Genomic DNA, 25,818 nt, shown 5'->3' with positions numbered 1-25,818 from the left:
GGGGGGAATTGTGTCTTTTTATTCTCAAGTCTTTGCGCATCTTTCTGTTTCACTTAAAAATCATACGCTTTGGGTTACGTTGAATAATCCGGAGCAGAGTAATGCTATTTCGCTTGAGATGGTTGAATCGTTGACTCGGGTTTTGAGGTTTGCGGATTTTGATTCTTTGGTGCGGGTGATTGTTATTACTGGTGAAGGAACCTCGTTCTGTGCTGGTGGTGATGTGAAGGCTATGCAGAATAAAACCGGCATGTTTGCCGGGGAGTCGAATGAGCTTCGCATGCGTTACATGCATGGGATTCAGCAGATTCCTAAGTGTATCGAAGAGCTTTCTAAACCGGTGATTGCCATGGTCAACGGGCCGGCGATTGGGGCTGGGTGTGATTTGGCTATGATGTGTGACCTGCGTATCGGGACTGAGAAAGCCAAGTTTGGCGAGACCTTCGTGAAACTGGGACTGGTTCCGGGGGACGGGGGCAGTTTCTTCCTTCAGCGGGTGATTGGGTTTAGTAAGGCGATGCAGATGTCTTTGACTGGGGATCTGGTTTCAGGGGCTGAAGCCTTAAATTGGGGGCTTTTGAATTATCTGGTGCCGGTGGAATCCTTATTGGCTGAAACTGAGAAGTTGGCGGACAAGATAGCTGGTAATGCGCCGGTGGCGGTGCAGATGACGAAAAAGACCATGAAGATGGCTTATATGAATGATCTTTCCACGATCCTGGATCTGGCGGCGGCTTATCAGGGGATCACTCAGCGTACCGAGGATCACTTTAAGGCCCTGGAAGCGATGAAAGAAAAGAAAGCGCCCGAGTTTCAGGGGCGCTGAGCGATCTTGTCCAGATCCTCGGCTCTGGAGATTAAGTTATCCCTTAAGACATTCTTTTGCGAGGAACTTAAGCCCTTCCAGAACTGCTCAGTCAGAAACGTCTGGAAGGCGGCTTTGTGTTTGTTCAACGCCTCGGTGAATTCCGGCAGACGGCTTGATTCATAGTCGACGAAATAGTCCGCCACAAATTTCTGCAAAGCCGCAGGATTTTGGCTGGCTGCCAGGAAAAGTTTTAGCGTGTGTTCGCGGCTTTTGTTTTGAAGCTCCCAAGGGTAGGGGTTGGCTTTTAAGAAGTTTTCGATTTCGTCTTGTTGTTTGACTGAAATTCCGCCAATCCAGAATTCAAAACTTCGGCGATAGCGTTTGTAGGCTGTCTTGAGCGACTTTTCCGGGGTTTCGTTGTCTTCTTTAGTTTCGGTGATGTCTTCGCGGACCTTCCGTGCGAAGTGTTCAAATTGCGCCTTTGTCAGTGTGCCGGCGGTTTTAAGGGCCGAGTCTTTGAAATAGCTTGTGCCTTTTTTGAAATAGCTTTGAATCTCGATAAAGTTTTTGGCGACCAGGTCCGGGTTGATCTGACTTTTTTTGATTTCAGGTTCCAGGCTGCGGAAGGTTTTGGCGACTTCGGGGAACATCTCTTTGCGCATCTTGGTGATGTCGTTTTGGATGTTTTCTTTCAGCTCTGATTTTTGTTCGCTGGTCAGATCAAAATAACGATCGGCGCGGGATGTGGCGGTGATATCAGCCCAGCGGACCATCATGTCCAACTGACCGCACCCGGTGCATAGTAATAAGATAAGTCCCAAGATCAGATTTTTCATTCTGATCTTTGTTTTAGAACGATCCTTCGAAGCAGAACAGCCTCAATGACAAGATACAGGATAAAACTGACGGTCAGTCCAATGCCTTTTAAAAGGGCCCAGTTGGTGGTGCTCCACTCTAAGGCCGCCCACGTTGCCAAGACGGCATGAATGGCAAAAAAGATTCCCGTGCGGAACGTGATTCCGGCCATACGCGATTTGATGATCTCCGGAAACTGCTGCCCCTGCTGTTCTGCAAGATAAACCAACAATGGCTTTTTAACGACCAGCGATCCCCAAAGCACAATCGCAAAAGCCCCTTCCATCAAAGCGGGCTGAAGTTTAAACCAAATGCCTTCGGATGAAATCAAAGAAATCGCCCCCAAGCCCAGCAACATGCCGTTACCGATCCAGGTGATCTTTTGCACTTTCTTATGGCGGTAAAGCTCCCAGATGATTTCACCCAAACCAAAAATCATCCCGGCAATCAGGCCGGGAATGATTCCATAGTATTCTTCAATCAGGGTGAAGGCGATAACTGGCAGCAGGCCGCCAAAGAACAGGCCGGCGGCGGTTTTCTTCGGAGCTGGATTCATGAACGGGTTTCCAGGAAGTCCACGGCCTGACCTTGGCTTGGCAAAACGACCTGATCATTTTCCATAACCAGTTTTCCGCCCACAATTGTGTGCGTCGGCCATCCGGTCACCCGCATGCCGTGGAACGGAGTCCATCCACAGCGGCTGGCGATCCAGGAATTATCAATCGTGGTTTCTTTTTTCAGGTCCACAATTGTGATGTCAGCGTCGAAACCTTGGCGCAGACGGCCTTTGTTTTTGACACCAAAGACGCGGCAAGGATTTTCCGTGACAAGCTCGGTGAACTTTTTCAAAGACAGTCGTCCGTCATGCACGTGATTCAGCATGATCGGTACCAGGGTTTGCACGCCCGGAACTCCGGAGGGGCTTGCTGGGTAGGGACGGTCTTTTTCTTCACGGGTGTGGGGCGCGTGATCTGAACCAATCACGTCCACGGTGCCATCCAAAAGGGCTTTCCAGATGCGGTCCATGTGGCGTTTTTCACGGATTGGCGGATTTTGCTGGGCATAGGTGCCAAGCTTGTCATAACAGTCCGGCGCATACAAAGTCAGATGCTGAGGCAAAACCTCAACAGTGGCGATGTCCTTGGCGTCTTTTAATAGATCCATTTCTTCACCCGTGGAAACGTGCAAAACGTGAATCTTACGTCCTGTTTTTCGGGCCAGTCTTAACAGCCGGGTGGTCGAGTTCACGGCCGTTTCCACATCACGCCAGACCGGGTGATAGTGAGGATCAGCCATGTCTGAAGCAATGTGTTTGCGCTCGCGCAGGCGCATTTCATCTTCACTGTGGAAGATGATGCGGCGGTGGCCGCGTTTTAGGATTTGCTCCAAAGTTTCATCGTCCTCGACCAAAAGATTCCCGGTCGAGCTTCCCATAAAGATTTTTACGCCCGAGCAGTGAGGCAGCAGCTCCAGTTCCGCGATATTGGCGACGTTGTCATGGGCTCCGCCAATAAAGAAGGCATAGTTGCAGTGAGCGCGGTTTTTGGCCCTTTGCAGTTTGTCTTCGAAGGCTTCTTTGGTGGTGGTGGAAGGGTTGGTGTTTGGCATCTCAAAGATGCTGGTGACGCCCCCTAAAACGGCGGCGCGGGTGCCGGTTTCAAGGTCCTCTTTGTGGGTCAGACCCGGTTCGCGGAAATGCACCTGGCTGTCTATAACCCCGGGAAGGACGTGCAGGCCGTGGGCTTTGATGACTTTCAGGGCGGGCTCATTGATGGAGTCGCGGATCTTTTCGATGCGTCCATCTGTAATGGCGACGTCGGCCTGCTGCTCGATAAGGCCACTTTCAGAGGGGTGGGGTAACAGGCAGATCCCGCCTTGGATGATCAGGTCATAGGGCTTTTGAGACATAAGTATCACCTCGAGATGGAATCACGCTAACCCGAATACCTTCAAAGGTCCAGCATTGACGGGGCCCTTGGGATGGGCGAGAATTTGAATTGTGACAATTGAAAAATTTCTGTCCTTTTGGGATCACCACAATACCTCGATCATTGAGGGCCTTCTAGGGCTCATCATCCTTCTTGCGCTGTTCTTGGCCTTCCGGGCCTTTTTCGCGAAGAAAGGTTCTTCTTCCACCACTGCAGAAAACGGTCAGGGTATCGATGCGGCTCAGTTAGAGAAAACGCTGCAAAAGATCCTCGACAACCAGTCTCATGCTCAGGCGGCGAAATCCCGCCCGGCGGCAGAAGATCTGGGGGTGGATGTTGAAATGGACGAATCCCCACTCAGCACAAAAAAAGCCCAAGCCTCGGCAGCTTCTTCAAGTGCCGATGCCGCAGCGGCCGTGGCAGAATCCGCAGCCGAAGTGGCGCAGTTGCGTTTGTCCTTGTCAGAGAATCATCAGAAAGTTGAAACCCTTCAGGCGCAATTGCAAGAAGCTCTTGCTGCAGCGCAAGCCGCCTCTGCAGGCGGTGGAGCTGGTGGCGGCGGTGAAGGCGGAATGTCTTCGGCTGAAAACGAAGAACTGAACGGCAAGCTTCGTGATCTGGAAGCACGCCTGGCGGAATATGAAATCATCAGCGAAGATATTGCGGATCTTTCCCGTTATCGCGATGAAAATGAAGATCTGAAGAAACAACTGGAAGCGTTGAAGGCGGGAGCTCCGGCCCCTGCGGCTGCGGCGCCGGCACCAGAAGCGGCACCGGCTCCGGCTCCAGAGCCAACTCCGGAACCGGCAGCCCCGGCAGCGGAAGTCGCGGCCGAGCCAGCTCCGGAAGCTCCGGCGGACAGTGGTGGCGGTTCTGATTTGATCGATGATGACCTTATGAAAGAATTTGCAGCAGCCGTGGAAGGTCAGCGCGCTTTGGATAAAGCCGCGGAAAAAGCCGGTGATGGCAGCGAAGAAGCCGCCAAAAACGGAGATGAAACCAACCAGCTGATGAGTGAGTTTGAAAACTTCGTCACCAAAAAGAGTTAAAAGCTATGAATAAGATTCTTGTGGCCTCTGTTTTGATTGCGGGACTTTCTTCAAGTGCTTTGGCAGCAGGTCCCAAGGGTTCATCCAGCACTTTAACTTCAGCTATGGAACTGCTGAAGCTTCCTGGTGAAAACCGCCGCATGGTTGTCCAGGTTCAAGGTGAAAAATACTATTCCCAATTCGTGTCTTTGGCGTTTAATGATTCCCAACCGATGAGTGTTCGTTGGAAGGCTTTGATGGCAGCAGCGGAAGCTCGCGGCCCGAAAGCCACGCCGGATCTGGTGCGTGCAGGGGATTCCAGTCAGTGGTTCATGCGAAACGCGGCGTTGATTGCGCTGAGCGAAGTGAACGCGGACGAGGCCCAAAAACTTGCGCAAAAGCTGATCAAAGACAAAGCCCTGGTGGTTCGTTCCGCGGCGGTAGAGGTTCTGGAAAAGAACTCTTCGCCGGAAGTTCGTGACCTTTTGTGGGAAGAGCTGAATCAGAAATACAACTTCAAAAACGCCCACAGTCTTTGGATCCGCCATCAGATCGTGGATGTGCTGGCGAAGAAACCGATGGATCGGGAGCTTAAGACCTTTGCAGGCCTGCTTTCAGACACCGACACAAGGGTTCATCTGCCCGCGGTTCGAGGGCTTGAGAGGCTGACCGGAGTTCGCTTAAGCGACAAGCCGATCAAGCAAACAGCCCTGGTCGACATGTGGAAAGACTATATTAAGAAGAATAACTAATAAAAAAGCCGGGGAGACCCGGCTTTTTCTTTATTCAGTGGCAGGTTCTGCCTCTGCGTTTTCCATTTGCTGTTGTTCATCTGCATTTTCAGCGGCTTCTTCAGAGTCCACCTCGTTGGTAGGGGTGGATTCTGATTTGGCGCTTTTATAGGGATCTGTCACCGAGGACGGGGTTTTAGCCAGAACCGAGTTGCAGGCTGGTTTCGCGCGGAAGAAGTGCTTCCACATCTCATCCCCTGGTTTGCCTTTGATTTCTGGATCTTGCAGTTCAGATCCCATGTACGAGCTTGTGCCCGAATATTCTTTCAGGCGTTTCAGACGAGGGATCTTGCGTTCGCCGTCACACTCGCCTTGAGAAGCCTTGCCCCCTTCAGCAATAAAGCTAAAAGCCTTGGGCGGAGTTCTTCTTTTTGCCAAAGCGGCAGAGCTTGGGTTTAGGATGGGTTGAAGCAGCAGGACGCTTGCAAAGATCAGTGCTTTTTTGAATTTCTTGTTCAACATATCCAAAAAGCGTAGCAGGAATCTGCGTCGTCTAAAAACGAAAAAAAAAGGCCGTTTCAAAATTTACGTTGCGGCTTGGCGTGGTTTGTCGGATTTCTTCCGCACGTAAAGCGTCTTGCTTAATTCTGCGACTTTCATGCCGTTTAGATCAAAGACATCCACTGGCAGGTCAAAAACGAACTTATCTCCGGTTTTGGTTTTTTCTCGGATTTCGTTCAGCAGGTTGTCGTCGATGCGGAACTCGGCGATCAGGTCGGTTTTGCCGGGCTTTAGGAATTCAATTTTGGCAGCCTTGTCCCAGACAATGTATTCAGAGCCCAGGCTGTTCAGCAGCAGATACATAAAATGCGGGTCAGTCATGGAATAGATGCTGCCGCCAAACTGAGTGCCCACGTAATTGCGATTATAGAAACGAAGTTTCAAGCGAACGCGCAGGTATTTATAGTCGGACGAAATCTCTTCGACTTTGATGCCCGAACCGAAATACGGCGGGTAGATGTTGAAGAACATCCTCATAACAAATGTCGGGGATCTTTCAGCAATAGAGCGAAGGAATCTGACCAGCACGGTTAGAAGCCGGCTTTTTTCAAAGCTTCGTTGACGATCAGTTCGCGTTCGATGCGATAGAAGATGATCTTTTCTTCCAGACCGTCGGTTTCCATCGTTTCAGGTTCGCTGAAGAAGTCGCGCAGGATCTCCATGCGCTTTTCAATGGTGACTCGGGTGGATTCGCGGCCTTCGGTTTTACCTTTGGCAAAGATCAAGGTCAGTTTGTAGCGAATCCCGCTGGAAGGCGGGCGCTGTTCGTTCGGTGGAATCCAGCCGTCGACACCTTTGATGTATTCAGTTTCGATAACGCCGGTGTCCTGGTTTTCCTGGGCGATCGGGTACTTCAAAACCGCGTGGGCCGCACGCCAGACGTTGTCGTAGGAAGCAAAGAAGACTTTTTGTTTGTTGATCTGTCCCATGCGCTGGTGGGCGGATGGTTTTTTGTCAAAAAGGCTGCAACCCACGAATGTGCATCCTGTGATAATCACAAGTCCCATCAGAACTTTTTTGGATAGAATGCGCGCTGGATTAGACATCTAAGAAAAATCTAACAGCAACTTGGCGCTTTTGGAAAGCTTTTTGGCGCGAAAAAAAAAGCCGCTTCGGGATGAAGCGGCTTTGAGTGTCTTAGAAGGAAACAGAGCTGTGGGTCACGTGAGTCGCAGATTCGATCATCTGAGGTCCCACCGGAGCCGTCGTTGCCGTCTGGCTTCCGACGAAGTTCACTTCCCAGCGTTTTTTGCCAGCAGGAACTGAGTCATTCGGCCATTGAGGCAGCTTCATGCGCTCAAGCCAGTTCTGAGCATAAACTTCCCACTGAGGGTTCAAAACTTTCACTTTGGCAGAGCCTTGAACCACTTCCTCTTCCTTGGAAAGGACAGAGTAAGTCGCAATCGGGCTGACACCATCAATAGTATTAAACTTAGGCATCAGGATCTCGCCAGATTGCAGGGACGGGTCAGGGATCAAAGGCAGAATTTTTGGCGCGACGCCCGCCGCGAATGGAAGAAGTGTCGCACTCATGCGGTCGCCACCGGATTTCATCTCGGAGGTTTTCTTCAATACGCCCAGAACCATCGGTTCAGACCCTGGCAGGGTGTTTAGACCCAGTTTTTTGCCGTTTTCGATCTTTTTCACGTCTGTTGGGATCAAATAGCCGGACTGATTGGCTACGCCGACGGCGATGAACATTTCGTCAGAACGGAACGCCGGGGCGGTCACGTCTTGTTTTGCCGTGAAGTTCAGCTCGCGCGTTGGCATGTCAAGACGGGTGCTGCCGGATTTCACGTCGATGTCACGAACTGCACCACCGCTGATGGTGAAGCTGTTGATCAGCTCATAGAATTCAGCTCCGCCGCGAAGGGCGTCCACGGTGGATTTGAACGGGAAACGACCGCGAGCCGCAAAAACGCGGTTCACACCGGTGTTTCCGTAGTAAATGCGATAGTTCGGTTTATCCAGAGTGATCGTGAACAGAGCGTATTTTTCGCTTTGACGAGGCAGGGAGATGTTGGCTGGAACATCGATGTCCTGACCCATGGCTTCGATGCGATCAGATTGAGGACTGATCACGTTGTTGATATCGAAGGAAAGCAGCGCCATTTTAGAGAACGCGGGCATCACCAAACCGAAATCCACATAACCGTCTTTGTCCTGAACCGGCAGACCGGAAGTCACACCTTTGACTTCATATTGAGTGGTCGTTACAGACGGGCGCAGTTTGAAGGTCAAAGCGCCTGGTTCCTGGTTCATATAAGTAGAGCGAATAAAGCCTGGGGCTTGAACAGTCACGGCCATGCCAGTGTTCCAGCCGGCTGGGATTTCAACCTGGCCGTTAGCGTCTGTCGTCAGGAAGTTCCCGCTGAACGGGGAGTTCAGGGCGTCACCGATCAAAATTTGAGCATTTTTAATTGGCTGGTCATCAAAGGTGCGAACGGAAATGACGTTAGCACTTTGTTGCCAGAACAGGCCTGCAAGGCCTTCAGAATCACCGGTTTTTGGCGTTTTCTTGTCAGAACAGCCTGCAAGTAGCGCTGGGACGGCAAGTGCCATCATAAGCTTTTTCATATATAGTTCCCCCTCCGTGGTATGGAATCTGTCATAATCTGTAATTGCAGGACCTAATCGACCCAGGGTCAAGACTTAAGGCGGGCTAAGTACGAAAATTTAAGATTCGAAATATAACGCAAAGCCCATTATTGACTTCCTGCGCGTTCACAACTAAAAATCTTGCTTCACGCAGACAAGTGGGGACTTCGTTCCTTATGAGTTGGCGTTACTGTGTGGTGGGGTAGCTCAGCTGGTTAGAGCAACGGAATCATAATCCGTAGGTCGGCGGTTCAAGTCCGCCTCTCACTACCAATTTTTTAAAACCCGCGTAACTGCGGGTTTTTTTATGCCCTCGTTCCGAGTACTACAGCCGATCACTACAAAATTGCATCAACTCCAATTTACACAGCCGGGAGTCGGGCGTAGCTGTGCTGCGCTCGAGTTCTCTTTTGTAAGGTATCAGGTGCTTGTGTCTGTTATGTGAAGGCTCGAAGCTATTCATCTGAATTTTGATAGAATCTGACATCAGATATTGTCATATTCTTCGTAAACCGGTCTGGTTCTAGTAAAACTAAGTTAGTTCCTAGATCTCTCCTTACGCTTGGATATTTAATGGCGTCGAAGCCGGCATGGCGTGCACAATCAGATATGAATCGGGTAAACACAAAATGTGGCTTATGCCATCCCTCCCCCTCAGCGGGGGAGCTAACCAGCGAGGACCATACCAGAGCCTGAAAGAGACTATCATCCATCTCCAACATGTTCACCAGACTCAAAATTTTAATCTTGCAATCTAATTCAATTCGAGCAGTCACTACTCCTTCTTTTGGCTTCCTAAGCTCATGCCAACAAGTCCTTTCTTCATTTCCCAAATAGAGAACTGGTTTTCCGGCATGATTATATCGGCCTTCTTTAGTCACAGATCGAGGCGGAGCTAAAAAGTCATCATTGTTATAGTCTCTTTGAATTTCTCTAACTCTAGCTCTATATAGTGGACCTGTTGCTTCGGGAATATGCGAGACTCCGAGTGTCGTAATCTCATCCAATACATTCTTCGCTAGGTCATTTTCCAGAACAAGAAAAGGTGTTGAAGATGAGATTGATGCGATTGCTTCAATCTCATCTTGCAGGTCTGCATTGGCACGATAGGGCATGTTGAAGGGCCAGAATCCGGAGCTCAAAGGTCTGCGGCAATTTGGACATTTAATATGCTTAACTAGAGATAGGAATTCTTGGTAAGAGAAAGTTTCCTGAGTTAGACCGCCTGAGTAGAATGAACGGAGGTCCATATAGGATTGGCTAAACTGGGTCTCGCTCCAAAGATTGGCCAATGGCCATAGGCTCAAAAAGTCATCAACACACGAGTCGCAACATGCGATTCCAGCTGAAAACCACTTTTCTAGATCTCTTTCAAAGAGTGCTTCAAATACGTTTATTTTGTGAGATTCGTCTTCAAACTCCATTAAATGGTCCTTGCAATTGAAACTTTAAATATTTCTAACTTTCTTCGTGCGGAACGATGGTCCCCCGGAGAAGTATAGGCATGTCAGATTTTGTTGATTTCTGTGGTTGTGAAATAGCTCTTCTACTGAATCTTGGCCATGCGTAAACCTATCAAAAACAGCGACAATAAGATGAAAATTTTGACCACTTTGATTCAGTGCCTCGCCCTTCGTGATGTCATGTCTAATGTCTTTTAATTTTGCTGCCGTTGGGGGTGTGTCCCGTTTGAGGAATTTTAGCTCAATCAAAATTGCTGACCCATCAAAGTGGAATCCTTTAGAGGGAAGTGGGGCTCCATCAAGACGTCTTGTAATGCTGAGTCGTGATGGACTTGTAAGGACTAGATCTGGCGCTTTTCGAAGTAGGCCATGTTGATCAAAAAATTTTGTTTCAGTGTGAATAGCTGAACCAGTGACGTTGCTGTCGTATGTATCTTCTATGCGACCGAATTCTTGCGTAGCAGCAAGTCGTAAATATATTTGGCACTTCAGGTCACTTTCCGTAAGAACTAGGGCGCGGTGCGCTCTACAATCCTCGGAAACAGATTTTAGGATTTGCTCTACTTTAGTTCTGTTGTGTTGTGTGTTCATCAATCGTTCTCGGCGATTTATGTTTAGTTGTTGAGTCTAGCTAGATGCAGCCTGGTGTAGCGGGGCTAGCAAAGTGGCCCGACCTTTATCTGGCCACTTTTGGATGCTGGCCTAGACCTTATGGGCTGGTATTGGAGGTTACTGACGCAGAATCTCTTGTGCCCTATAGTCACTTTTGTTTGCTCCGATAAATACCAAAGGGGGATTCGTGAAGCTTATAGCATTTATTCTTGTCATCTTAAGTGTAGGGCCGTTCTTGGCTTTTGCTGGACCAAAATTAGATAATCTAGATAAGTCAGTTGATAAAATCGACGGCATTGAGGTCTATAAAGACAAATCCATAAAGTTTCTGATGGGCAAAGAAGCTTATGCAAAGTACGAGAAGGAAATCAATGTTTCATGGCCCAAGATGACCTCTGAACAGAAAAGTACCGCTATCGACAAATACTCTACGGGAATTTATATGCACCTCGTGAAGGACATTAAAAGCAGTAAGGTGATACCAAAGCTGTTGGTGCGATTGGGGATTAGCATGGGTGCCAGTTTCGACTATATGGCAAAATATAAAATTGTGATAGACGGTGAGCAATTTGAGTTTCCAGTGGATGACCGAAAAAGCGTTAGAGAAAATGATGCATATGCGTTCGTCGAAACAGTTGAAAAGGAATGCAAAGAAGCTGATCTGAAGATGATTCAGAAGTTAGTAGGATCCAAAGAAACAATAATTCGATTCTACTTGCAGAATGGCCACATGGATCATGTTGTTTCCGCGAAGGAAAAGTCGGCGTTGAAGAATGTTATCGAAGCCTTACAAGAGATGAAGTAATTCGGAGGTTTAGATGAAGTTTGCTCTTGTTGATGGCCAGCGGATGGAAGCTCGTTCTGGTTTGACTGGAACGTGCCCTGGTTGTCAGAGAGATGTGATCGCAAAATGTGGAAATGTAATGGTCCACCATTGGGCGCACTTGGGCCAACGAGTGTGTGATCCGTGGTGGGAAAATGAGTCTGAATGGCATAGGAATTGGAAGTCTAACTTCCCCTTGGATTGGCAAGAGATTGTCCATAAAGCTGAGGACGGCGAGCTACACTTTGCAGATGTAAAGACAGCACATAGCTGGGTTCTTGAGTTTCAGAATTCCCCAATTGATGCGACAGAGCGCATATCTCGTAATTCATTTTATCCTAAATTGGTATGGGTCGTGAACGGTCTAAGGAGAGGAAAGGACCTCGCTCAGTTTAAAAAGTCCCTCTGTGAGATTGGAAGTCCCGTGCTGGAAGCTTTCTATCGAAGAATTTTTGAAATCCGCAGTGAAAAGGTCGCTATTGTGCGTGAGTGGAGCGGGCCGGTGCCAGTCTTCTTTGATTTTGGGGAGGAGCATGTGCTGTGGTGCCTTCTTCCAATTGAGCCAGGAAGAAACCAGTTTGTCGTTGAGTGTTCGCGAAAGAACTTTATCAAGATTCACAATATGAATGACGAGAAAGATCTTTTCGCAAAAGAAATGGACGTGTTGCTATCTCTCTGATTCAGTTGGCTGGTGAAATCTAATGGGCAAGGTGAGCGGATACTGGACTTCAGGCCCTCGGCAACACTCTTCATCGCTATTAAGGCAGCTTTAAAATCGTGTATTTGCCGGGGCCATCTGCAGGGTCTATTTCTTCTAAGCGAAAGAATAGGCAGTATCAGCATAACGAACTGGAAGGGTTTTTAATCCTTGTTCGTTAGTGAAGATTGTTGGGTTGTCTGAGGGAGTGATCATTATCGTCACTGTATTGAAGCGAAATGGCTCCTTGTCTTTCTCTTGACTCACCATTTTCATCTTTCTGGTTTCCGAAAATACAGAGAATCCCGCAGCATTCAATTCTTCTATCTGTTGATGAACTGCCATAATTGCATCCATTCGTCCGCCTTGAGGAATGTCACCCCAAATGTCACCCCAGTCTTGGCAGTTTTCAAAAAAGGCGCCGAACATTGATGCTTCTTCATCTGTTTTTGGCTGAGGATGATCAGAGTGCATCGCATGGCTTCCAACAACAAAATCCATCATTACTTTGCCTGTTTTTACCTCTTGTAAAAAATGGAACTCTTTCAGGAGCTTTTGCAAATCCTCTTCGGTTGGAAAGTCTTCTGGTTTAAACTTCAGGAATTCAACGTCAACTTTGAATGCGTTCGCAACAGCGAGCAAGGTGTCGTATTCCGCTGTCCCATCTTTTTCAAGTCGTTGTATTGTTCTTTCAGAGACTCCTGAATATTCGGCAAGGTTAACTTGCGACCAATTGAATTGGGCTCTAAGTTCTTTAACGATGTCTCCAACATGTCTTACTTTTGATTCATTTTTCATAAAAGTTTCCTTTCTGGAGAGGATAATCTCTTTTAGTCGAATCTTTTGGAACGACACCAGCACGACAGAGTCCCGCCATCGACCTGACAGTTATTTGGTGCGCAGAATACATATTCCTGTTTGATGATCTTTTCAAGTGCTTGGAATTATTTATATTTGTTTAGGGCGTTGTCTTGTCTTGTTGCTGACGTACTTTCGCCAATTTACATATAAGTTACATACTAGTTTGCATTGGAGTTAGTTTCATCTACCTCTGAATCTGGAGGGTGTCGTATGGGCGCGTTTAATAATTTGATCATTGAATCTCTTGGCGGCGATAGAGAATGGGAAGGTTTTGCAGGCCTTTGCGAAGACCGAATCGTCGAAGCCGATGATTCTCAGATAGAACTCCAAATTGACGATTCAGATGTGGCCATGTCCTGCAGCCAAGCGAGCGATTCCAGAAACTCATAGAGCACGTGTCTCGGGCAGAGGATATTGATCCCGGTCGGAAACGGCATCTATGCGCACAGTTGGATTACTTTAAGCTGCAGTTGTTAACTGATTTTGATCGGCGCGACTCAGTGGAGTTGGTGTATGGTTTAATTTACAAATAATATCAATGAGTTGCTTGCGCCATTGGGCGAGCCGCCACTCTCTTTGCCATTTTTATAAAAGCAGTTTTCGGACGGTTTTCTTTTGTGCGAATTTAGGTTCAGTAGATTCTTTGGATGCCCAGTTAATGAGTTTGAGCAGATGAGGCTTCCATTCGGGTATTATCGTTAGAATGTTCAAAACGGGGGCGCATTCCGTAAAATATCGACGCTTCGCTTTTGGCTGGAAGGTTCAATAGAAAATAGTGGTTTGTTTGAATGCGATTGGTATACTTAACAAGTGTCTATTTACAACGATCTGCATTTTAAAGCTTGGCTTGAGTCTCTTGCTAGTGACGATGATAGAACTGTCGCGAGATATATTTTTAACCGTATTAAGCTTGTGAGCAAAGCTGAGTTTGAGCAGGGCCTTTCGAGAAATATAATACAACTCTCTCAAGGGTTTAAAAGAGTTGCGTTGTTTCCTGTAAAGAAAACGATTTCAAGGCATATGCAAGAGCTTCGAATGCAGCAAGGAATCACTCTAAAAGATCCCACTAATTATGATAGCTCAGCTATCGTTGGGGTGTTTCTTCGCAATTTATCAATGGAAAATAAAAGAAAGCTGGTTTTCGAACCAAGCATAGATAGCATGTGTGCGCAAAAAATTAGGCATATCATTTATGTTGATGATTCAATTGGTTCCGGTCAGAGGATTGTCGACTTTTGGTATCAGGGTATTCCCACATCAGTCAAAAGTTGGCATTCGCGCAATTTATGTAGGATCAGCTTTCTTTCGTTTAGTGCTACGTCAGAAGGTAAAAAACTTATTTTAGGGACTTTACCATTGAAGAACGATGATGTTGTAACTTCGGTGATGTCCTTCCCTAGGATTTCCCTTCCGCAAAACATGAAAAGACTGCGTTACAAGCTTGCGCTCTCCGATATTGTCAGCGGATACAGAGGAATGTTTACGCCCATCGCATTTGAACATGGGGTTCCAAACACGCTCCCTCCTGTTTTTTGGAATTCCAAAGTAAATGTATCTCCACTTTTTCCTAACAGACGGATCCCGAATTCACTTTTAAAATACTTTAATGATGAAATAGTCAAGAAGGAGAAGATAGCTGAGAACTTGGCAGAATTTGGATTGGCCAAAGAGGGGGTTAGCCTCCTCACGAAAAAAGGTGAGAATTTTGAGAAATCACTGATGTATGCTGTCCTTTTATTGAGGGGGCGAGGGTGTACTGTTGCAACCATTGCTGTAAGACTTCATATTCCCGAGGAAACTATTCTAGCTATATTTAAATTTGCCGTTCAGATGGGGTATCTCGAGAGGTGTGCTACAATAAACTTTAAGTTTACGAAAACAGGAAAGAGTTTGCTTTCTGAGTTAAGGTCCTTGAATATATTTGAGGAAGATACTCCTCAGGACAAAGCTTCGGAGTATGTACCAAAGTCATTTCGAGGAAGGTTAGTCGGTGTTTAGTGTGAGTTTAATGTTAGTTCGTTAGACTTCGGCTCTTTCGAAAGATGGAGACAACGGAAACAGGGGTGCCTTGTTTCTTAGAAAAAGTTAAAATTTTTAATCCCTTCGGGATACAATCACTACCTCAGGTTACTCGAGGGCTCGGTTTCGGTAGCGATTGCATTCTCGTCACGGAGAAAAGTAAATGCCGACTAACCTTGCTATTCAAGATCGAGAGCTAAAGCAGTACGCATCTAAACTCGCCACGAAAAAATTGCCAGTTGTTTTCAATCTTCGACACTTGGCCATGCATGTCGATGTTGAGTATAAATTTTTGCGCCCGGTTGTTTCGCGACGAATAGATCCATATCAAGACGTTTTTATTCGAAAGCGTAATAGTCGTCGTCGCCGGATTGCCATACCCAATGAACCTCTCATAGAGACACAAAAATGGATTTTGGAGAATATTTTAAGCAGAATTAATACTCATCCTCGGGCAACTGCTTATAAAAAGGATTGCTCTATTGTGTATAATGCAAACATCCATCTAGGTGCCAAATGGTTAGTTAAGATGGACATTCGTGATTTCTTTCACTCTATCTTCGAAAAAGAAGTCTATTCGGTATTTCATGATTTGGGATATGCGCCGTTACTTTCTTTTGAGATGGCTAGAATTTGTACGCGAATTGAACCTAAGAACCGTTCTAGAGGGCCAATTCGTAAAGATTTGAAATATAAATTCTATAATAGCTATTCTCACGAAGGTTACCTGCCACAAGGAGCGCCTACAAGTCCGGCCCTTTCAAATATTGTATTTTTGCCATTGGACGAAGTTTTTGAAAGCCTCGCATGGGATTATGGTTGTGAGTATTCACGTTATGCGGACGACATAGTATTTTCTACTAATAGTTTAAATTTTAACAGAGAAATGGCAGTTGAGCTGATTGGAAGGATATCTGAGCAGTTGTGGAACTATGGTTATCAAGTCAATCGACGTAAAACGCGAATTATTTCGCCTGGTGCTCGCAAGATTGTGACGGGACTTGTTGTTTGCGAAAAAAAAGTCAGTCTCTCAAAGGATATGAAAAATAGAATTGAAACTAATGTATATGGCTGTTTGAAGTTCGGAGTCATCACGCATTGTCAATCGCGAAAATATACTGTTCAAGGATTTAAGAATCATTTAGAGGGTCTTTTCAATTTTGCTCGATCAGTAGATCCTGAGTGGACAAAAAAAATGGAGTTTAAAGCACAAGAGATCGAATGGCCTGTTTTAGATATTTCCTAAAAATGGATTAGCTTTTGTAGCATTTTTTTGGCAACCATTGAACATTTGAGTTCTTGGGCCTCTTGGTCGGGGCCTGTCATTGGTTAATTTTAAGTAGAGATGATTAGAATCATGAATTTCATTGAAAATGTGGCAAGTTTTTGAAATCTAAGCTACAGCGGCTGCCGCTTTTCGTTACTTCAAAATTTGTGCTGATGCCTCTTAACGTGCTTGTTGATGTCACTTGCTAGTTTTTCTGCGATATTCTTGTCTTTCTTGAGCACTGTACAAAGGAGGTTATAGGAGTGAAGCAAAATGGTGACTGCCGCTATTCATAATGCCGAGTGGAAAATGAAAAAGGATGCTCACAAAGAAAAAAGTCTCAATGATTTGAAAATTCAATTGTGGAGATTTTCGAATGAGCAGGTTTTTCGAAATGTGGGCCTGCCAAGAAAAGGTGATCTTGCTGAAGATTTTGGGCGTCTGTCTACTCAAGAGCGGAAACGTCTATGGGGTAAGATCCAATTGATGACTTTGCTTTACCATGGTTCGGCTGATGTGATTCGACGATGCTTCCCTAATGTAGCTTTGGGGGCGTTATGAAGCGCAATGTGAATAACTTTGATCGTCGATTGTCTGGTCAGGGTTGGTTGAAGACGGATCAGGTTGCAATCTATTTAGGAACGTCTCCTAACAATATTCGCAATATGGTGTATCGCCTCAAGCTATTTCCAAGAAAATTCTCGGGCCGTTGGTATTTCAATCGTGAAGAGATTGATCAGCTCATAATGGCGGGAGTTTAGCATATGGGAGTTCGATATTTTGAAGATGGCCCGAAGCCTGGATATTTTATCACCTGTGTTGCTAAAAGCATAATTCGCCCGGAAGTTATGATCCGACGACAGCGATATTTGGGACGCGTTTCTGAAAAGGACGCGCAAGGTGAATATCGACAGCTTTATCGTGAAGTTAAGCTCGCGCTGCTTGCGCGTGAACGTGGGGAGGTGTCTTGGTTGCAGATTCTTGAATCATGGCACCAGGACGCTGTTATGAGGCCATCCGAAGTGTCTTTCTCTAGAGGGGACATATATAGGGCTTTGAAGCTGCATACGAAGAGTTGGTTTAATATGTCCATGGATAAGCTTACGACGCTGTCATTTCAAATTGTGGTTAGTCAGATGGAAAAGAATGGTTTGTCGAGGGGGCGCATTCGCGCAGTGAAGTATGCAGTTAATATTGTTTTTGAATGGGCAATTTTAAATAAATTTATTCCACCAACATCACTTTGTCCGACAAAGGGGGTCCGCTTGCCAAGGGACCAAAAGAAAGAGAAGCCAGTTTTGAATGGTAAAGAGATTGAGTATTTGCTTGCGATGGCCCAAAAGGAAAATCATCAATATTTCTCTGTGTGGGCTATGGCTTTTGAAACAGGTTGTAGATCCGGCGAGCTTTGGGCGCTAAAATGGACTGACATTGACTTCAAAAATAGTGAAATTTTGATTTCGAAGTCTTATTCGTTTCGAAGAGGGCTCGTTAAGTCGACGAAGACTGGCAAAGCGAGAGTTGTACCAATGAATGGCGAGCTTGAAAATTTCTTGCAGAATCTTCGGAGTGTTACTGGAGCTACCGATTATGTTTTGCCGAGAATTACATCTTGGAAGAATGGTCAGGCAGCTGAAGTCTTAAAACAATATTGCAGGGAGATTGGTGTGCCAGAAATACCGTTTCATGGGACTCGAGCCTGCTTTGCTACGCTATGTTTAAATCGGGGAGTTCCGTTGACCAAGTTGATGGCCGTAGGAGGGTGGGAACGACTTAGTAGTGTTCAGCACTATACAAGATTAGTGGGTACAGATGTTAAGGGTGTTACGGATAGCTTCAAGATTCTACCTAAGGTGAGGGGTGACTTCGACGCGAGTTAGTAAATGGTGCTAGAGCACCAGCCTTAAGTCCTCCTCTTTGAGTTAAACTAGACTAAACAAAGTGTAACTATAAATGCCATACTGTTGACTAGTGTTGGAGTACGTTTGTTAGAGGCATAAGTATGGCAAAAAAGAATGAGACAAAGGGCGTTAAGAAAAGTACATCGAAGAAGATTGCAAAGCCCAATGACAACAAGCAGAAGGTAAAGAAAGCTTCGGAAACTAACCTAAAAAGTGAGCATCTAGATCTAACTATAGAGAAAGGTGTTCATGAGGTTTCACCAAGAGACGTGTATGGAGCACCAACGGGCAAAAGGTTTGAATATCAGTATGAACAAACTGCCAAGGCGTGCCTCCAGCTACTTGAAGATCAAGAAAATGTATGTGTGTTTTGCGAGTGGCATGATGACTTTGTCTTAGAGAAAAAGGGCGGTGCTCATGCTAAGGTTTTATACGCATTTCATCAAGTTAAGACTCGTGAGGGAAGTGAAGGGCCGTGGAAACTCTCTGAAATTTTTGGAATAAATAAGACGAAAAAAACTCCCGACGCCACAGTTTCTAAATCCTTTATATTTAAGCTTTTGAGACACTTTGTAGACTTTGGAAAAAGTTGCGAGAAAGTCATTTTTTTAACTAACGCCTCTGTAGAAAAAGAAGTCTCTGATTTTTTTGAAGAGATAACGGCACGGAGTCGACATGAAGCTTTAGTGGAGCCTCATCTCGATTACTTTCAAAGAATACATATAGGCTACTCACAGCTGATCAAAAACCTCGATAAAGACACACTATTTTCCTTGTTGAAAAAGTTAAGTCTAGTTGCGGAAGATCTGCCTCTTCAGAAATCTACTTCTGTATTTCGCTCAGAGTTAATGGAAAAGATCATGGAGTTCAGTGAAATCGATCTTCGAGGGAGTGAGGCTGTTGCAATTGGAGATGAGTTACTAAAGCTAGTTAGGCAAAAATCTCATCAAACGTTAAAGGTCAGTGTAGATGATAAAATCCTGAAGAAGATAAAGGGTGTTGAACTTGAAGCCGTACTTGATTTGCTAAGTCTTTCGAAGTCGGGCTACAAAGTTTTAGTTACAGGAGGAGAGGTTGATGCGATCAAAAAACTCTCGCGTCTACGCAGGCGCCTTCAAGAGTCAGACGAGAAAAAAGAGATTCCGGACGAAATAGTCAAGGCGATGTGTGAGCATAAGGTTAATTGGGAAAGTTGGCAAAGAAAGGTTCGTCACGAACCGGACTCTCGAATTGATTTAACAAGTTTAAAGATAGACGCAGCTGAAATTCTAAAGGGATGGTCTCAGGGGACGGTAAAGACAACGGATCTGCCGACGAAATCAAACGCTCTAGTTGTAAAGTATGCTAGTGCATTCGAAGGCTATAACTTAACAAAAGATTTGGTTTTTGGCTGTATTTTGTCGATTGCGGTAGAGGGGGATTAAATTGGACTCTTTAGATGAATTAGTAAAAAAAATTGGTGATGATTTTAAATTAAAAGTCGACGTTGACCGTTTGCAATTGGATGACGAGAGTGTTGATATTTTATTTCATTTGCCTCTTATTTCTATGACCATTTTATTGGCCTCATCCATGAGAAAAACTGACATCTCTACTGAGTCTGCTGCCAACTGGGTCGCTAGGGTCTTGATGGAGTTATATGCAAACTTCGTCTTCTCGCTTCAGAGGCTCAGATTTTCGTCAGTTCTAAGAAAGCGAACAGTAGATGCAATTGTATTTTTAGAAAGTTTAGAATTTGTTGAGGTGCTAGAGGGAGAGCAGAAGTTGGTTAGGATCACGGAGAAAGGAAAGAAGATGCTTTCTAAGAGTCTGAAGAGTGGTCAGTCCGATGCGCTGATAGTTAAGAGAATAGAATCAGCATTGAAGCGAGTTCAAACTAAGGGATTGGGATTGTTGTAATGGTTGTATTTCGAGCATTAGAGTTTCTACCGAGAGAGCAGAATGGCTGGACTTCAGGTTTGAAAAAGTTCGGTGAAAATGTCACTGAGGTCCATGGCCCCAACAACAGAGGAAAAACTCCGTTATTGAAGGGGATCGTTTACTGTATGGGGTATCCGATCGCACTTCCCGATGATGTTCGCGAGCATTGCAAGTCAATTAGACTGCTAATCGAAAAGGACGGTCTTGCTTATACAATCGAGAGAGATTTACGTCAGGAATTTTTAATTACAGTCACGGGGCCGGAAGGGGTTCGTGAGGTATTTTCTGGCGGAGAAGGACAAATGTCGGATTGGATATTTGATCTTTTTGGTTGGGAGCGAATTGAGCTCACTCAGAAGATGGGTTCTGGCTCGGCGGAGCTGTATTTGTCCAGTATGTTCCCAGTATTTTGGATCGATCAAGATTTTGGATGGGGTGACGTGTATCGACCTCTACCCAATAAAAGTTTCGTTAAGAGTCAGAAGCAAGAAGTTGTTCGATTAATCTTAGGGGTTGCTGCCAAATACCCATTCAAAGATAAAACTGACTATGAAGAAGCTAAGGAAAATTTAAAAATTGTCTTTGAAGAAATCGAAATTAAAAAGAGATTGATGCGAGAACTTGAAATTCGCAGTTCAGCGCCAACGGAAGAATTGGAAGATCTTGCTAAAGAAAGAAACGATGTACTTGGCAAAATTGAGGAATTAACAAAAAAAGTTGTATTTGCCGAAGATGCAAATGATTCGGTAGATGCGGAGATTCGTAATATTGATAGACGTTCTGAAGATGTTAAAATGCGTCTGGATCAGCTTCAGGCACGGGAGAGAAGGCTTACCGGCGAAATGAATGATTTAGAAGCTGAAATCTCAATACTAAGTGATAACTCGAATATTGCTGATATGTTTGAAGAGTTTTGTGGCAACCCCAGTTGTGCCGTTTTTAAAAAAGACGGATTCGGAAAGAAACTTCTTTATCTAAAAGATCAAAAGAAAGATATGGAGATGGTGGTTTCAGATTTGATATCTGAAATTCGTATTTTGGAAAGTAAATTTAAAGAGTATGTAGGACAAGTTGAATCCTTGAGGGCCAGTAAGTTGTCTAGAGTTCAAGGGGCTCCGGTAGTCGAACCCATAATGTCCTTATCCAGTCGTTATTCTGAAACTATTGCCGAGATTGATGTAAAGATCGCAATGTTGAAGCAGAATCAATTGGTTAGAAATCAATTTACTAACTTGTTGTTAAAGAAGGATAAAGCAGAACAACGTGTTAAGGAGTTGAGCCCAAAAGGGGGGAAGGCAGCGAAAGAGCAAAATCTATTGGATGCGGTAGTCTGTTTGCAGCAGAAAACGGCCGAATGGATGGATGCTGTCGGTGTTAAATATTCCGAGATTAAATTTGACGATAAGTTTGATTTATATATTGATGGTAAAAAATTTGGTGAAGGGTCTGAAGAAAGCGGTAGTGGACGTCAGCGTATAGTTCTGGCCTACCATGCGGCCCTTCTAGAAACATCGTTAGTTTTAGGAGGTTCACATCCTAAAGTTTTGATTCTTGATGGTATTCGCCAGCACGAGTTGAATTTGAAAGATTTGAATGCATATCTTTCTAAAATGATTGGTCTAAAAACTCTTTATGGAACAAATTTGCAAATAGTTTTTTCTATAACTGCCGAAGAATTTGATCTTGGTGAAATGTCTGGCAAGGAAACTTGGTATCCAGAAAAAATGATCAACGGCGAGTATTGGTTCCTTGGGCCTGACAAAAAAGAGGTAAAGTAGTCAGAGACTAATCTACCGACAGTTGTATTTTACAAAGGTCTCTTATTGGGACCTTCTGTAAATATAAATACTGAGGGAGAGAGTGTTTTGACGTAAGCTCTAAACTTCTTAGGATCAGTGGGTCATCCGGTGCTTCAGGCCAAATTTTATCTGCTTTAAAGTAATAGCTGAATCTTATCTCTTGCTTCCACGCATTTTGAGGTGAATCTGTATACAAGGAAAGTTCCAAGATATTTTCTATCTCGGTTTCAATAGTTAGTCTGTTTGCATTATATACGAGGTGTCCTTTCAATGAAGTTTGGAGGAGACCATTGAGGTGCTTGACTATTCTTCGATGGAATTCATCTGGTTGGGATACTGTGACAATGAATTTACCATGGGCAATTCTATTAGCTTCGGCGACATTCGAATTATGAAAACATAGTAAGTATACTGGCCACGCGCCTCCAACGTGTGTCCATGACGCTTTACCATTTCCATAAAGTACCGATGCTGAATGTTGTCCTTCGTTTATATTTTTTCGACTGCTGCTATTTGGTAATTCTGCATAAGTGAGGTAGTGGCCGATTCTAATGTTGCCATTAATAAAATCCAAGGCATAGTTTTCATTGTCGAAATGTCTTACGATGGTTTTAGGGAGAGGTTCTCGATATTTAGATAAGAAATTTTTCATGAAGATCCTGTGTCTATCTAAAAGTTGGTCCGCCTGCAAAATATCTACATGTTAGATTTTGTTGACGCCTGTTGCGAAGAAAAACCTCTGAGACTGGTGTTTCACCGTGAGAGAATCTGTCGAAAACAGCTACAATTAAGTGAAAGTCGAGATCACCTCGTCTATTGAGGGTTTCTCCCTTCATGATGTCTGCATTAATATTCGCGAGATCAATGCGATGAGGCGCTCGATCTTTTTTTAAAAATTTTAGCTCGATCAGAATGGAAGAGCCATCAAAGTGAAATCCTTTCGATGGTACCGGATTTCCATCAAGACGATTTCTAATGCTTATGCGATTAGGTTCTGTGATGATGATGTCTGGCGCTTGTTTTAGAAGTCCGCGATTGTCGAAAAACTTCGTTTCCGTATGTATGGCGATTCCTCTAATATCGTGCTCCCACGTATTTTGAATCTTACCAAATTCTCCAAGTAACTCACTGTATACCTGACACTTGAGATCGCTTTCGGTGAGTATCAATGCTCGATTATCTCTGCACCTTGCCGCGACTCTTTCAAGAGCATGTAGAACATGATTTCGGTTTTCTTCTGAATTCATTTTTTCAGTGCTTTCTAGATAGACCAAAAGTCGATTTCGGTCGGAGGTACTTCAAATGCAACAACATAGTAACGCTCAAGTACGAAGCCAGTGATTGTTTTTTTGACATTTGTCTCTGCGGTTTTTAAGTCAGAAATGGCTGTATTCTTTGCGCCTTTTGTTGTGGACCCATCTTCAAAGGTAGCATAGCAAGTAGTGTTGGGTAACGCTTTCCCCAGATAATCAAATTTCCATTGAAGACCTATGAGCTCATTTTTAAAAGCTGTGTGGGAGTTGGGTAGCGTTTTAACATCGTATGAAATGACAACAGTTATTTTTGCCATGTGTACCTCCTAGATCTTTATTATCGGAAAAAACTTAAAATAGTTTACTAGGGTTGGAGTTCTTGGGCTTTTTTGGGGTTAAAGCGAATATTTGGTACCAAACTGAGAAATATGGATAGAAATACGAATTGGCTCTTTGATAATTAAAAAGTTGGATTTCACCCAGATCTTCTTTTGCAAAGGAGGATTGCTTGGCTATCAAAACGTATCTAGAAAACGGGCATATCTGTTTTATAATTCAATTTACTTCCAGAAGTCGCATCGCAGGAATAAGCGTAAGACTTCAGCGCGATCTTGGCGTGGTGACGCACACTGAAGCGAAGCGCGAATATGAAAAGTTAAAAAAAGAAGCCGAAGCTCGACGGATTGAAAAGGAACGTAACGGTCTTGTTTGGCGCGATGTTTTATTGCGTTGGAACAAAGATGTGTTGTTGAACGGTCCGTACGAAGAAAGTACTAGTAAACGAGATATTTATAATGCCCTGCAGATGTATACGAAGACTTGGATGTTATTACCAGTTGAACAAATCCGTCCTATGTCCATGAAGTTGGTTCTCAACGAAATGGAAAAGAAAGGGTTGTCAAAAGGACGTATGAAGTCCATCCGCAGCGCCGTAAATACAGTTTTCGATTGGGCCCGCTTGGAACGCATTATTCCTGCCCATATTGAGAGCCCAGGGCGAGGGGTGGTGATCCCAAAGGTTGAGACTAAAATGCAGCCTATACTCAATCGAGACGAAATTAAGCTCTTTTTAAGAAAGGCACGAGAAGTCGGTCACGAGTATTACTATTTATGGGCTGTGGCAGTAAGTACAGGATGTCGATCTGGGGAGTTGTGGGCATTGAGGTGGACGGATGTTTCATTCGAGACGAGAATGATTTCTATCACGAAGTCGTTCTCAAGCAGGCTCGGATGCGACAAATCTACAAAAACCAAAGAGTCCCGACAAATCCCTATTAATACAGCCCTTGAAGCGCTACTGAAGGAGCTAAAATTGAAAACTGCATCGACAGGTTATGTTCTCCCAAGAATCACCTCATGGAGGCGTGGCGAGGCTTCTAAAGTGTCGAGGGGCTTTTGTCAGGCACTTGGGCTTCCTGAGATTACCTTTCATGCGACACGAGCTTGTTTTGCTGTTCAATGTCTCGTCGGAGGAGTGGACATCGTAACTACGATGAAGCTTGGAGGGTGGAAAAATGTTAAAAGTTTTCAGCACTATGTTCGTTTGGCGGGGGTAGATATAAAGGGGGCGACTGACGTACTTGATTTGATACCAGAAATGGAAATGGGTGCAGTGGTCCTTAGCCTCAAGGATGGTGTAGGTCTAGGTTCTCGAGGGTGATTTAGAAAGACTAAAGATAGAACAGACGATTCCGATAACTAAAGTATGTTTACGTATAAAACTTATCGTAGAACTCATGATATTCAACCATCTCTTGTTGGCTTAGAAGATCTTAAGCGTCTCTGTTCCGAGCTGTATGTACTCAATGGGACGGCGAGGAGTAATGAAGTTGATTACTTCAAAAAAACCTTTGAGGTAAAAGATGACGATGGAGAAGAGACCCGAGAAAAGAAAGTTAAGGCGTTTGAGCGTGAGTTTCAGAATATTAATTCCCATCATGTGATCTCAGTTACGGTTGAAGGGGATTCTGGGGAGATCTTTACTATTATCCCTGCTGAAAACCTTGATCAGGTATTTTCTGTATTGAATTTGCCCAACAGGGTCAAATCTATAAGATTGGACAATTGGGCACATTACAAGGCCGTTACTGAGAAGGCGCCTAACTTTAAAATCGAAGTTAACCTTGATTTTAGAGAATATCAAATTTGGCCATTTCAGAACGTTGAAAACTCAAACGAGAGTTCGATCTCGATTTCGGGACTGGATGAAACTTGGGTGTTAGGGGCTATAGAGAAGCTAAGGAGCTCATCGGAGAGAAGTTCCTCGCTAGCTGGTAATGGTCTTCACCGAAAAATTAAATATGATTTCGTTCTTTGGTTAATAGGAATTCCTGGAGTCATTCTTTTTCTAAAAATGGCACTTGATGGCCTAGCAAGTTTGGATTCGTGGGGTGTGGGCCTACAAGTATTGATATATTTAACTGCGTCATTATTTCTGTTGCAGATATTTCGACTGTTTTTTAATTATCTTCGTTGGCTGTTTCCATATATGGAACTAAAAGAGCAGCCTAAGAAACTCCAAGGTATTCAGCGAACGATTGCTTTGTTCTGCGTCGCCGGTATAGTTTCTGGATGGTTATCTTTAATCGCGTCAGCAATTGTTGGAAAATAGGTGCAACCAGGGTTGAAAAAAGCCATAACTATTTGAAATAACAGGGGTGCCGAAGTTCACCCCACTTGTTTGATCTGATAGGT

28 protein-coding genes and 1 tRNA gene are annotated in these 25,818 nt (G+C 44.7%); 17 read left to right on the top strand and 12 right to left on the bottom strand.

The genetic code is table 11. The features are described from left to right. The first annotated feature begins 10 nt into the window (after positions 1–10). Positions 11–826, top strand: coding sequence for an enoyl-CoA hydratase-related protein (locus ACZ520_RS12770; RefSeq protein WP_464125926.1), 816 nt, complete (start codon positions 11–13; stop codon positions 824–826). Here ACZ520_RS12770 and ACZ520_RS12765 read toward each other — a convergent pair. The 3 genes from ACZ520_RS12765 to ACZ520_RS12755 are packed head-to-tail and all read right to left on the bottom strand — an operon-like array spanning position 814 to position 3,571. After that, a complete protein-coding gene (locus ACZ520_RS12765) occupies positions 814–1,644 on the bottom strand; it encodes a DUF6279 family lipoprotein (protein ID WP_464125924.1) in 831 nt (276 codons plus the stop codon). The genes ACZ520_RS12770 and ACZ520_RS12765 overlap by 13 nt on opposite strands. Continuing rightward, positions 1,641–2,219 (bottom strand): inner membrane-spanning protein YciB, encoded by a 579-nt coding sequence (locus tag ACZ520_RS12760; protein WP_417864738.1) that lies wholly within the window; start codon positions 2,217–2,219, stop codon positions 1,641–1,643. Before ACZ520_RS12760 ends, ACZ520_RS12765 begins: the two co-directional genes overlap by 4 nt. Next, complete coding sequence (locus ACZ520_RS12755; RefSeq protein WP_464125922.1) at positions 2,216–3,571, bottom strand: dihydroorotase; 1,356 nt, start codon at positions 3,569–3,571, stop codon at positions 2,216–2,218. The genes ACZ520_RS12760 and ACZ520_RS12755 overlap by 4 nt, the downstream gene beginning before the upstream one ends. A gap of 91 nt (positions 3,572–3,662) precedes the next feature. Between ACZ520_RS12755 and ACZ520_RS12750 the strand changes: the two genes are divergently transcribed. Next, positions 3,663–4,640: a hypothetical protein gene (locus ACZ520_RS12750; protein ID WP_464125920.1), complete on the top strand. Its 978-nt coding sequence runs from the start codon at positions 3,663–3,665 to the stop codon at positions 4,638–4,640. 5 nt (positions 4,641–4,645) lie between these two features. Next, on the top strand, positions 4,646–5,371 hold the full coding sequence (locus ACZ520_RS12745; RefSeq protein WP_088564706.1) for a HEAT repeat domain-containing protein: 726 nt from the start codon (positions 4,646–4,648) through the stop codon (positions 5,369–5,371). A gap of 30 nt (positions 5,372–5,401) precedes the next feature. On the opposite strand, the gene ACZ520_RS12740 is transcribed toward ACZ520_RS12745, so the two are convergent. The 4 genes from ACZ520_RS12740 to ACZ520_RS12725 all read right to left on the bottom strand — a co-directional run bounded on the left by ACZ520_RS12740 (position 5,402) and on the right by ACZ520_RS12725 (position 8,488). Further along, positions 5,402–5,872, bottom strand: coding sequence for a hypothetical protein (locus ACZ520_RS12740; protein ID WP_464125917.1), 471 nt, complete (start codon positions 5,870–5,872; stop codon positions 5,402–5,404). A gap of 63 nt (positions 5,873–5,935) precedes the next feature. After that, a complete protein-coding gene (locus tag ACZ520_RS12735) occupies positions 5,936–6,382 on the bottom strand; it encodes a DUF4442 domain-containing protein (protein WP_464125915.1) in 447 nt (148 codons plus the stop codon). A 59-nt stretch (positions 6,383–6,441) separates the two neighbouring features. Then, positions 6,442–6,957 carry a hypothetical protein gene (locus tag ACZ520_RS12730; RefSeq protein WP_011165078.1) on the bottom strand — a complete coding sequence of 172 codons (516 nt, stop codon included), beginning with the start codon at positions 6,955–6,957 and terminating at the stop codon, positions 6,442–6,444. A 91-nt stretch (positions 6,958–7,048) separates the two neighbouring features. Then, a complete protein-coding gene (locus tag ACZ520_RS12725; protein WP_464125913.1) occupies positions 7,049–8,488 on the bottom strand; it encodes a hypothetical protein in 1,440 nt (479 codons plus the stop codon). 217 nt (positions 8,489–8,705) lie between these two features. On the opposite strand from ACZ520_RS12725, the gene ACZ520_RS12720 reads away from it, so the two are divergent. Continuing rightward, a tRNA-Met gene (locus ACZ520_RS12720) sits at positions 8,706–8,782 on the top strand. 182 nt (positions 8,783–8,964) lie between these two features. On the opposite strand, the gene ACZ520_RS12715 is transcribed toward ACZ520_RS12720, so the two are convergent. Further along, positions 8,965–9,933, bottom strand: coding sequence for an RES family NAD+ phosphorylase (locus ACZ520_RS12715; protein ID WP_464125911.1), 969 nt, complete (start codon positions 9,931–9,933; stop codon positions 8,965–8,967). A gap of 838 nt (positions 9,934–10,771) precedes the next feature. On the opposite strand from ACZ520_RS12715, the gene ACZ520_RS12710 reads away from it, so the two are divergent. Further along, positions 10,772–11,389, top strand: coding sequence for a hypothetical protein (locus ACZ520_RS12710; RefSeq protein ID WP_464125909.1), 618 nt, complete (start codon positions 10,772–10,774; stop codon positions 11,387–11,389). Positions 11,390–11,402: 13 nt separating this feature from the next. After that, the gene (locus tag ACZ520_RS12705) at positions 11,403–12,086 is read left to right on the top strand and encodes a competence protein CoiA (RefSeq protein WP_464125907.1); all 684 of its coding nucleotides are present in this window, start codon (positions 11,403–11,405) and stop codon (positions 12,084–12,086) included. 135 nt (positions 12,087–12,221) lie between these two features. On the opposite strand, the gene ACZ520_RS12700 is transcribed toward ACZ520_RS12705, so the two are convergent. Continuing rightward, a complete protein-coding gene (locus ACZ520_RS12700; protein WP_464125905.1) occupies positions 12,222–12,902 on the bottom strand; it encodes a helix-turn-helix transcriptional regulator in 681 nt (226 codons plus the stop codon). Between the two features lie 273 nt (positions 12,903–13,175). Between ACZ520_RS12700 and ACZ520_RS12695 the strand changes: the two genes are divergently transcribed. From ACZ520_RS12695 to ACZ520_RS12655, 9 genes are all read left to right on the top strand, one after another. Next, positions 13,176–13,355, top strand: a complete 180-nt coding sequence (locus ACZ520_RS12695; RefSeq protein ID WP_464125903.1) for a hypothetical protein — start codon at positions 13,176–13,178, stop codon at positions 13,353–13,355. Positions 13,356–13,775: 420 nt separating this feature from the next. Next, positions 13,776–14,963 carry a phosphoribosyltransferase-like protein gene (locus ACZ520_RS12690; protein WP_464125901.1) on the top strand — a complete coding sequence of 396 codons (1,188 nt, stop codon included), beginning with the start codon at positions 13,776–13,778 and terminating at the stop codon, positions 14,961–14,963. Between the two features lie 184 nt (positions 14,964–15,147). Then, complete coding sequence (locus ACZ520_RS12685; RefSeq protein WP_464125899.1) at positions 15,148–16,230, top strand: reverse transcriptase family protein; 1,083 nt, start codon at positions 15,148–15,150, stop codon at positions 16,228–16,230. Positions 16,231–16,524: 294 nt separating this feature from the next. Then, positions 16,525–16,812: a hypothetical protein gene (locus tag ACZ520_RS12680; RefSeq protein WP_464125897.1), complete on the top strand. Its 288-nt coding sequence runs from the start codon at positions 16,525–16,527 to the stop codon at positions 16,810–16,812. After that, positions 16,809–17,012, top strand: coding sequence for a helix-turn-helix domain-containing protein (locus tag ACZ520_RS12675; protein ID WP_464125895.1), 204 nt, complete (start codon positions 16,809–16,811; stop codon positions 17,010–17,012). The genes ACZ520_RS12680 and ACZ520_RS12675 overlap by 4 nt, the downstream gene beginning before the upstream one ends. Before the next feature lie 3 nt (positions 17,013–17,015). Beyond that, a complete protein-coding gene (locus tag ACZ520_RS12670; RefSeq protein ID WP_464125893.1) occupies positions 17,016–18,131 on the top strand; it encodes a tyrosine-type recombinase/integrase in 1,116 nt (371 codons plus the stop codon). Between the two features lie 122 nt (positions 18,132–18,253). Further along, positions 18,254–19,576, top strand: a complete 1,323-nt coding sequence (locus ACZ520_RS12665; RefSeq protein ID WP_464125891.1) for a dsDNA nuclease domain-containing protein — start codon at positions 18,254–18,256, stop codon at positions 19,574–19,576. Position 19,577: 1 nt separating this feature from the next. Beyond that, complete coding sequence (locus tag ACZ520_RS12660) at positions 19,578–20,051, top strand: hypothetical protein (protein WP_464125889.1); 474 nt, start codon at positions 19,578–19,580, stop codon at positions 20,049–20,051. Beyond that, positions 20,051–21,850: a hypothetical protein gene (locus ACZ520_RS12655; RefSeq protein WP_464125887.1), complete on the top strand. Its 1,800-nt coding sequence runs from the start codon at positions 20,051–20,053 to the stop codon at positions 21,848–21,850. Before ACZ520_RS12660 ends, ACZ520_RS12655 begins: the two co-directional genes overlap by 1 nt. A 7-nt stretch (positions 21,851–21,857) precedes the next feature. Here the strand turns inward: ACZ520_RS12655 and ACZ520_RS12650 are convergent, their stop codons facing one another. The 3 genes from ACZ520_RS12650 to ACZ520_RS12640 are packed head-to-tail and all read right to left on the bottom strand — an operon-like array spanning position 21,858 to position 23,441. Beyond that, positions 21,858–22,523 carry a hypothetical protein gene (locus tag ACZ520_RS12650; protein WP_464125885.1) on the bottom strand — a complete coding sequence of 222 codons (666 nt, stop codon included), beginning with the start codon at positions 22,521–22,523 and terminating at the stop codon, positions 21,858–21,860. Positions 22,524–22,536: 13 nt separating this feature from the next. Continuing rightward, the gene (locus ACZ520_RS12645) at positions 22,537–23,118 is read right to left on the bottom strand and encodes a hypothetical protein (protein WP_464125883.1); all 582 of its coding nucleotides are present in this window, start codon (positions 23,116–23,118) and stop codon (positions 22,537–22,539) included. Between the two features lie 14 nt (positions 23,119–23,132). Beyond that, positions 23,133–23,441, bottom strand: coding sequence for a hypothetical protein (locus ACZ520_RS12640; protein WP_464125882.1), 309 nt, complete (start codon positions 23,439–23,441; stop codon positions 23,133–23,135). A gap of 191 nt (positions 23,442–23,632) precedes the next feature. Between ACZ520_RS12640 and ACZ520_RS12635 the strand changes: the two genes are divergently transcribed. Together ACZ520_RS12635 and ACZ520_RS12630 are read left to right on the top strand one after the other, a co-directional pair. Beyond that, complete coding sequence (locus ACZ520_RS12635; protein ID WP_464125880.1) at positions 23,633–24,784, top strand: tyrosine-type recombinase/integrase; 1,152 nt, start codon at positions 23,633–23,635, stop codon at positions 24,782–24,784. Positions 24,785–24,829: 45 nt separating this feature from the next. Continuing rightward, positions 24,830–25,735: a hypothetical protein gene (locus ACZ520_RS12630; protein WP_464125878.1), complete on the top strand. Its 906-nt coding sequence runs from the start codon at positions 24,830–24,832 to the stop codon at positions 25,733–25,735. Positions 25,736–25,818 lie beyond the last annotated feature (83 nt).

It is taken from the genome of Bdellovibrio sp. BIS2 (assembly GCF_055398295.1).
Note: the sequence above shows the minus strand (reverse complement) of the source record. Positions and strands in the feature narration are given on the sequence as shown.

Excerpts from the sequence above, each read along its gene's own strand:
- ACZ520_RS12765 (WP_464125924.1), bottom strand. The coding sequence starts at position 1,644 with ATGAAAAATCTGATCTTGGGACTTATCTTATTACTATGCACCGGGTGC.
- ACZ520_RS12760 (WP_417864738.1), bottom strand. The coding sequence starts at position 2,219 with ATGAATCCAGCTCCGAAGAAAACCGCCGCCGGCCTGTTCTTTGGCGGC.
- ACZ520_RS12755 (WP_464125922.1), bottom strand. The coding sequence starts at position 3,571 with ATGTCTCAAAAGCCCTATGACCTGATCATCCAAGGCGGGATCTGCCTG.
- ACZ520_RS12745 (WP_088564706.1), top strand. The coding sequence starts at position 4,646 with ATGAATAAGATTCTTGTGGCCTCTGTTTTGATTGCGGGACTTTCTTCA.
- ACZ520_RS12740 (WP_464125917.1), bottom strand. The coding sequence starts at position 5,872 with ATGTTGAACAAGAAATTCAAAAAAGCACTGATCTTTGCAAGCGTCCTG.
- ACZ520_RS12735 (WP_464125915.1), bottom strand. The coding sequence starts at position 6,382 with ATGTTCTTCAACATCTACCCGCCGTATTTCGGTTCGGGCATCAAAGTC.
- ACZ520_RS12730 (WP_011165078.1), bottom strand. The coding sequence starts at position 6,957 with ATGTCTAATCCAGCGCGCATTCTATCCAAAAAAGTTCTGATGGGACTT.
- ACZ520_RS12725 (WP_464125913.1), bottom strand. The coding sequence starts at position 8,488 with ATGAAAAAGCTTATGATGGCACTTGCCGTCCCAGCGCTACTTGCAGGC.
- ACZ520_RS12715 (WP_464125911.1), bottom strand. The coding sequence starts at position 9,933 with ATGGAGTTTGAAGACGAATCTCACAAAATAAACGTATTTGAAGCACTC.
- ACZ520_RS12705 (WP_464125907.1), top strand. The coding sequence starts at position 11,403 with ATGAAGTTTGCTCTTGTTGATGGCCAGCGGATGGAAGCTCGTTCTGGT.
- ACZ520_RS12700 (WP_464125905.1), bottom strand. The coding sequence starts at position 12,902 with ATGAAAAATGAATCAAAAGTAAGACATGTTGGAGACATCGTTAAAGAA.
- ACZ520_RS12695 (WP_464125903.1), top strand. The coding sequence starts at position 13,176 with ATGGGCGCGTTTAATAATTTGATCATTGAATCTCTTGGCGGCGATAGA.
- ACZ520_RS12685 (WP_464125899.1), top strand. The coding sequence starts at position 15,148 with ATGCCGACTAACCTTGCTATTCAAGATCGAGAGCTAAAGCAGTACGCA.
- ACZ520_RS12680 (WP_464125897.1), top strand. The coding sequence starts at position 16,525 with ATGGTGACTGCCGCTATTCATAATGCCGAGTGGAAAATGAAAAAGGAT.
- ACZ520_RS12675 (WP_464125895.1), top strand. The coding sequence starts at position 16,809 with ATGAAGCGCAATGTGAATAACTTTGATCGTCGATTGTCTGGTCAGGGT.
- ACZ520_RS12670 (WP_464125893.1), top strand. The coding sequence starts at position 17,016 with ATGGGAGTTCGATATTTTGAAGATGGCCCGAAGCCTGGATATTTTATC.
- ACZ520_RS12665 (WP_464125891.1), top strand. The coding sequence starts at position 18,254 with ATGGCAAAAAAGAATGAGACAAAGGGCGTTAAGAAAAGTACATCGAAG.
- ACZ520_RS12655 (WP_464125887.1), top strand. The coding sequence starts at position 20,051 with ATGGTTGTATTTCGAGCATTAGAGTTTCTACCGAGAGAGCAGAATGGC.
- ACZ520_RS12650 (WP_464125885.1), bottom strand. The coding sequence starts at position 22,523 with ATGAAAAATTTCTTATCTAAATATCGAGAACCTCTCCCTAAAACCATC.
- ACZ520_RS12645 (WP_464125883.1), bottom strand. The coding sequence starts at position 23,118 with ATGAATTCAGAAGAAAACCGAAATCATGTTCTACATGCTCTTGAAAGA.
- ACZ520_RS12640 (WP_464125882.1), bottom strand. The coding sequence starts at position 23,441 with ATGGCAAAAATAACTGTTGTCATTTCATACGATGTTAAAACGCTACCC.
- ACZ520_RS12630 (WP_464125878.1), top strand. The coding sequence starts at position 24,830 with ATGTTTACGTATAAAACTTATCGTAGAACTCATGATATTCAACCATCT.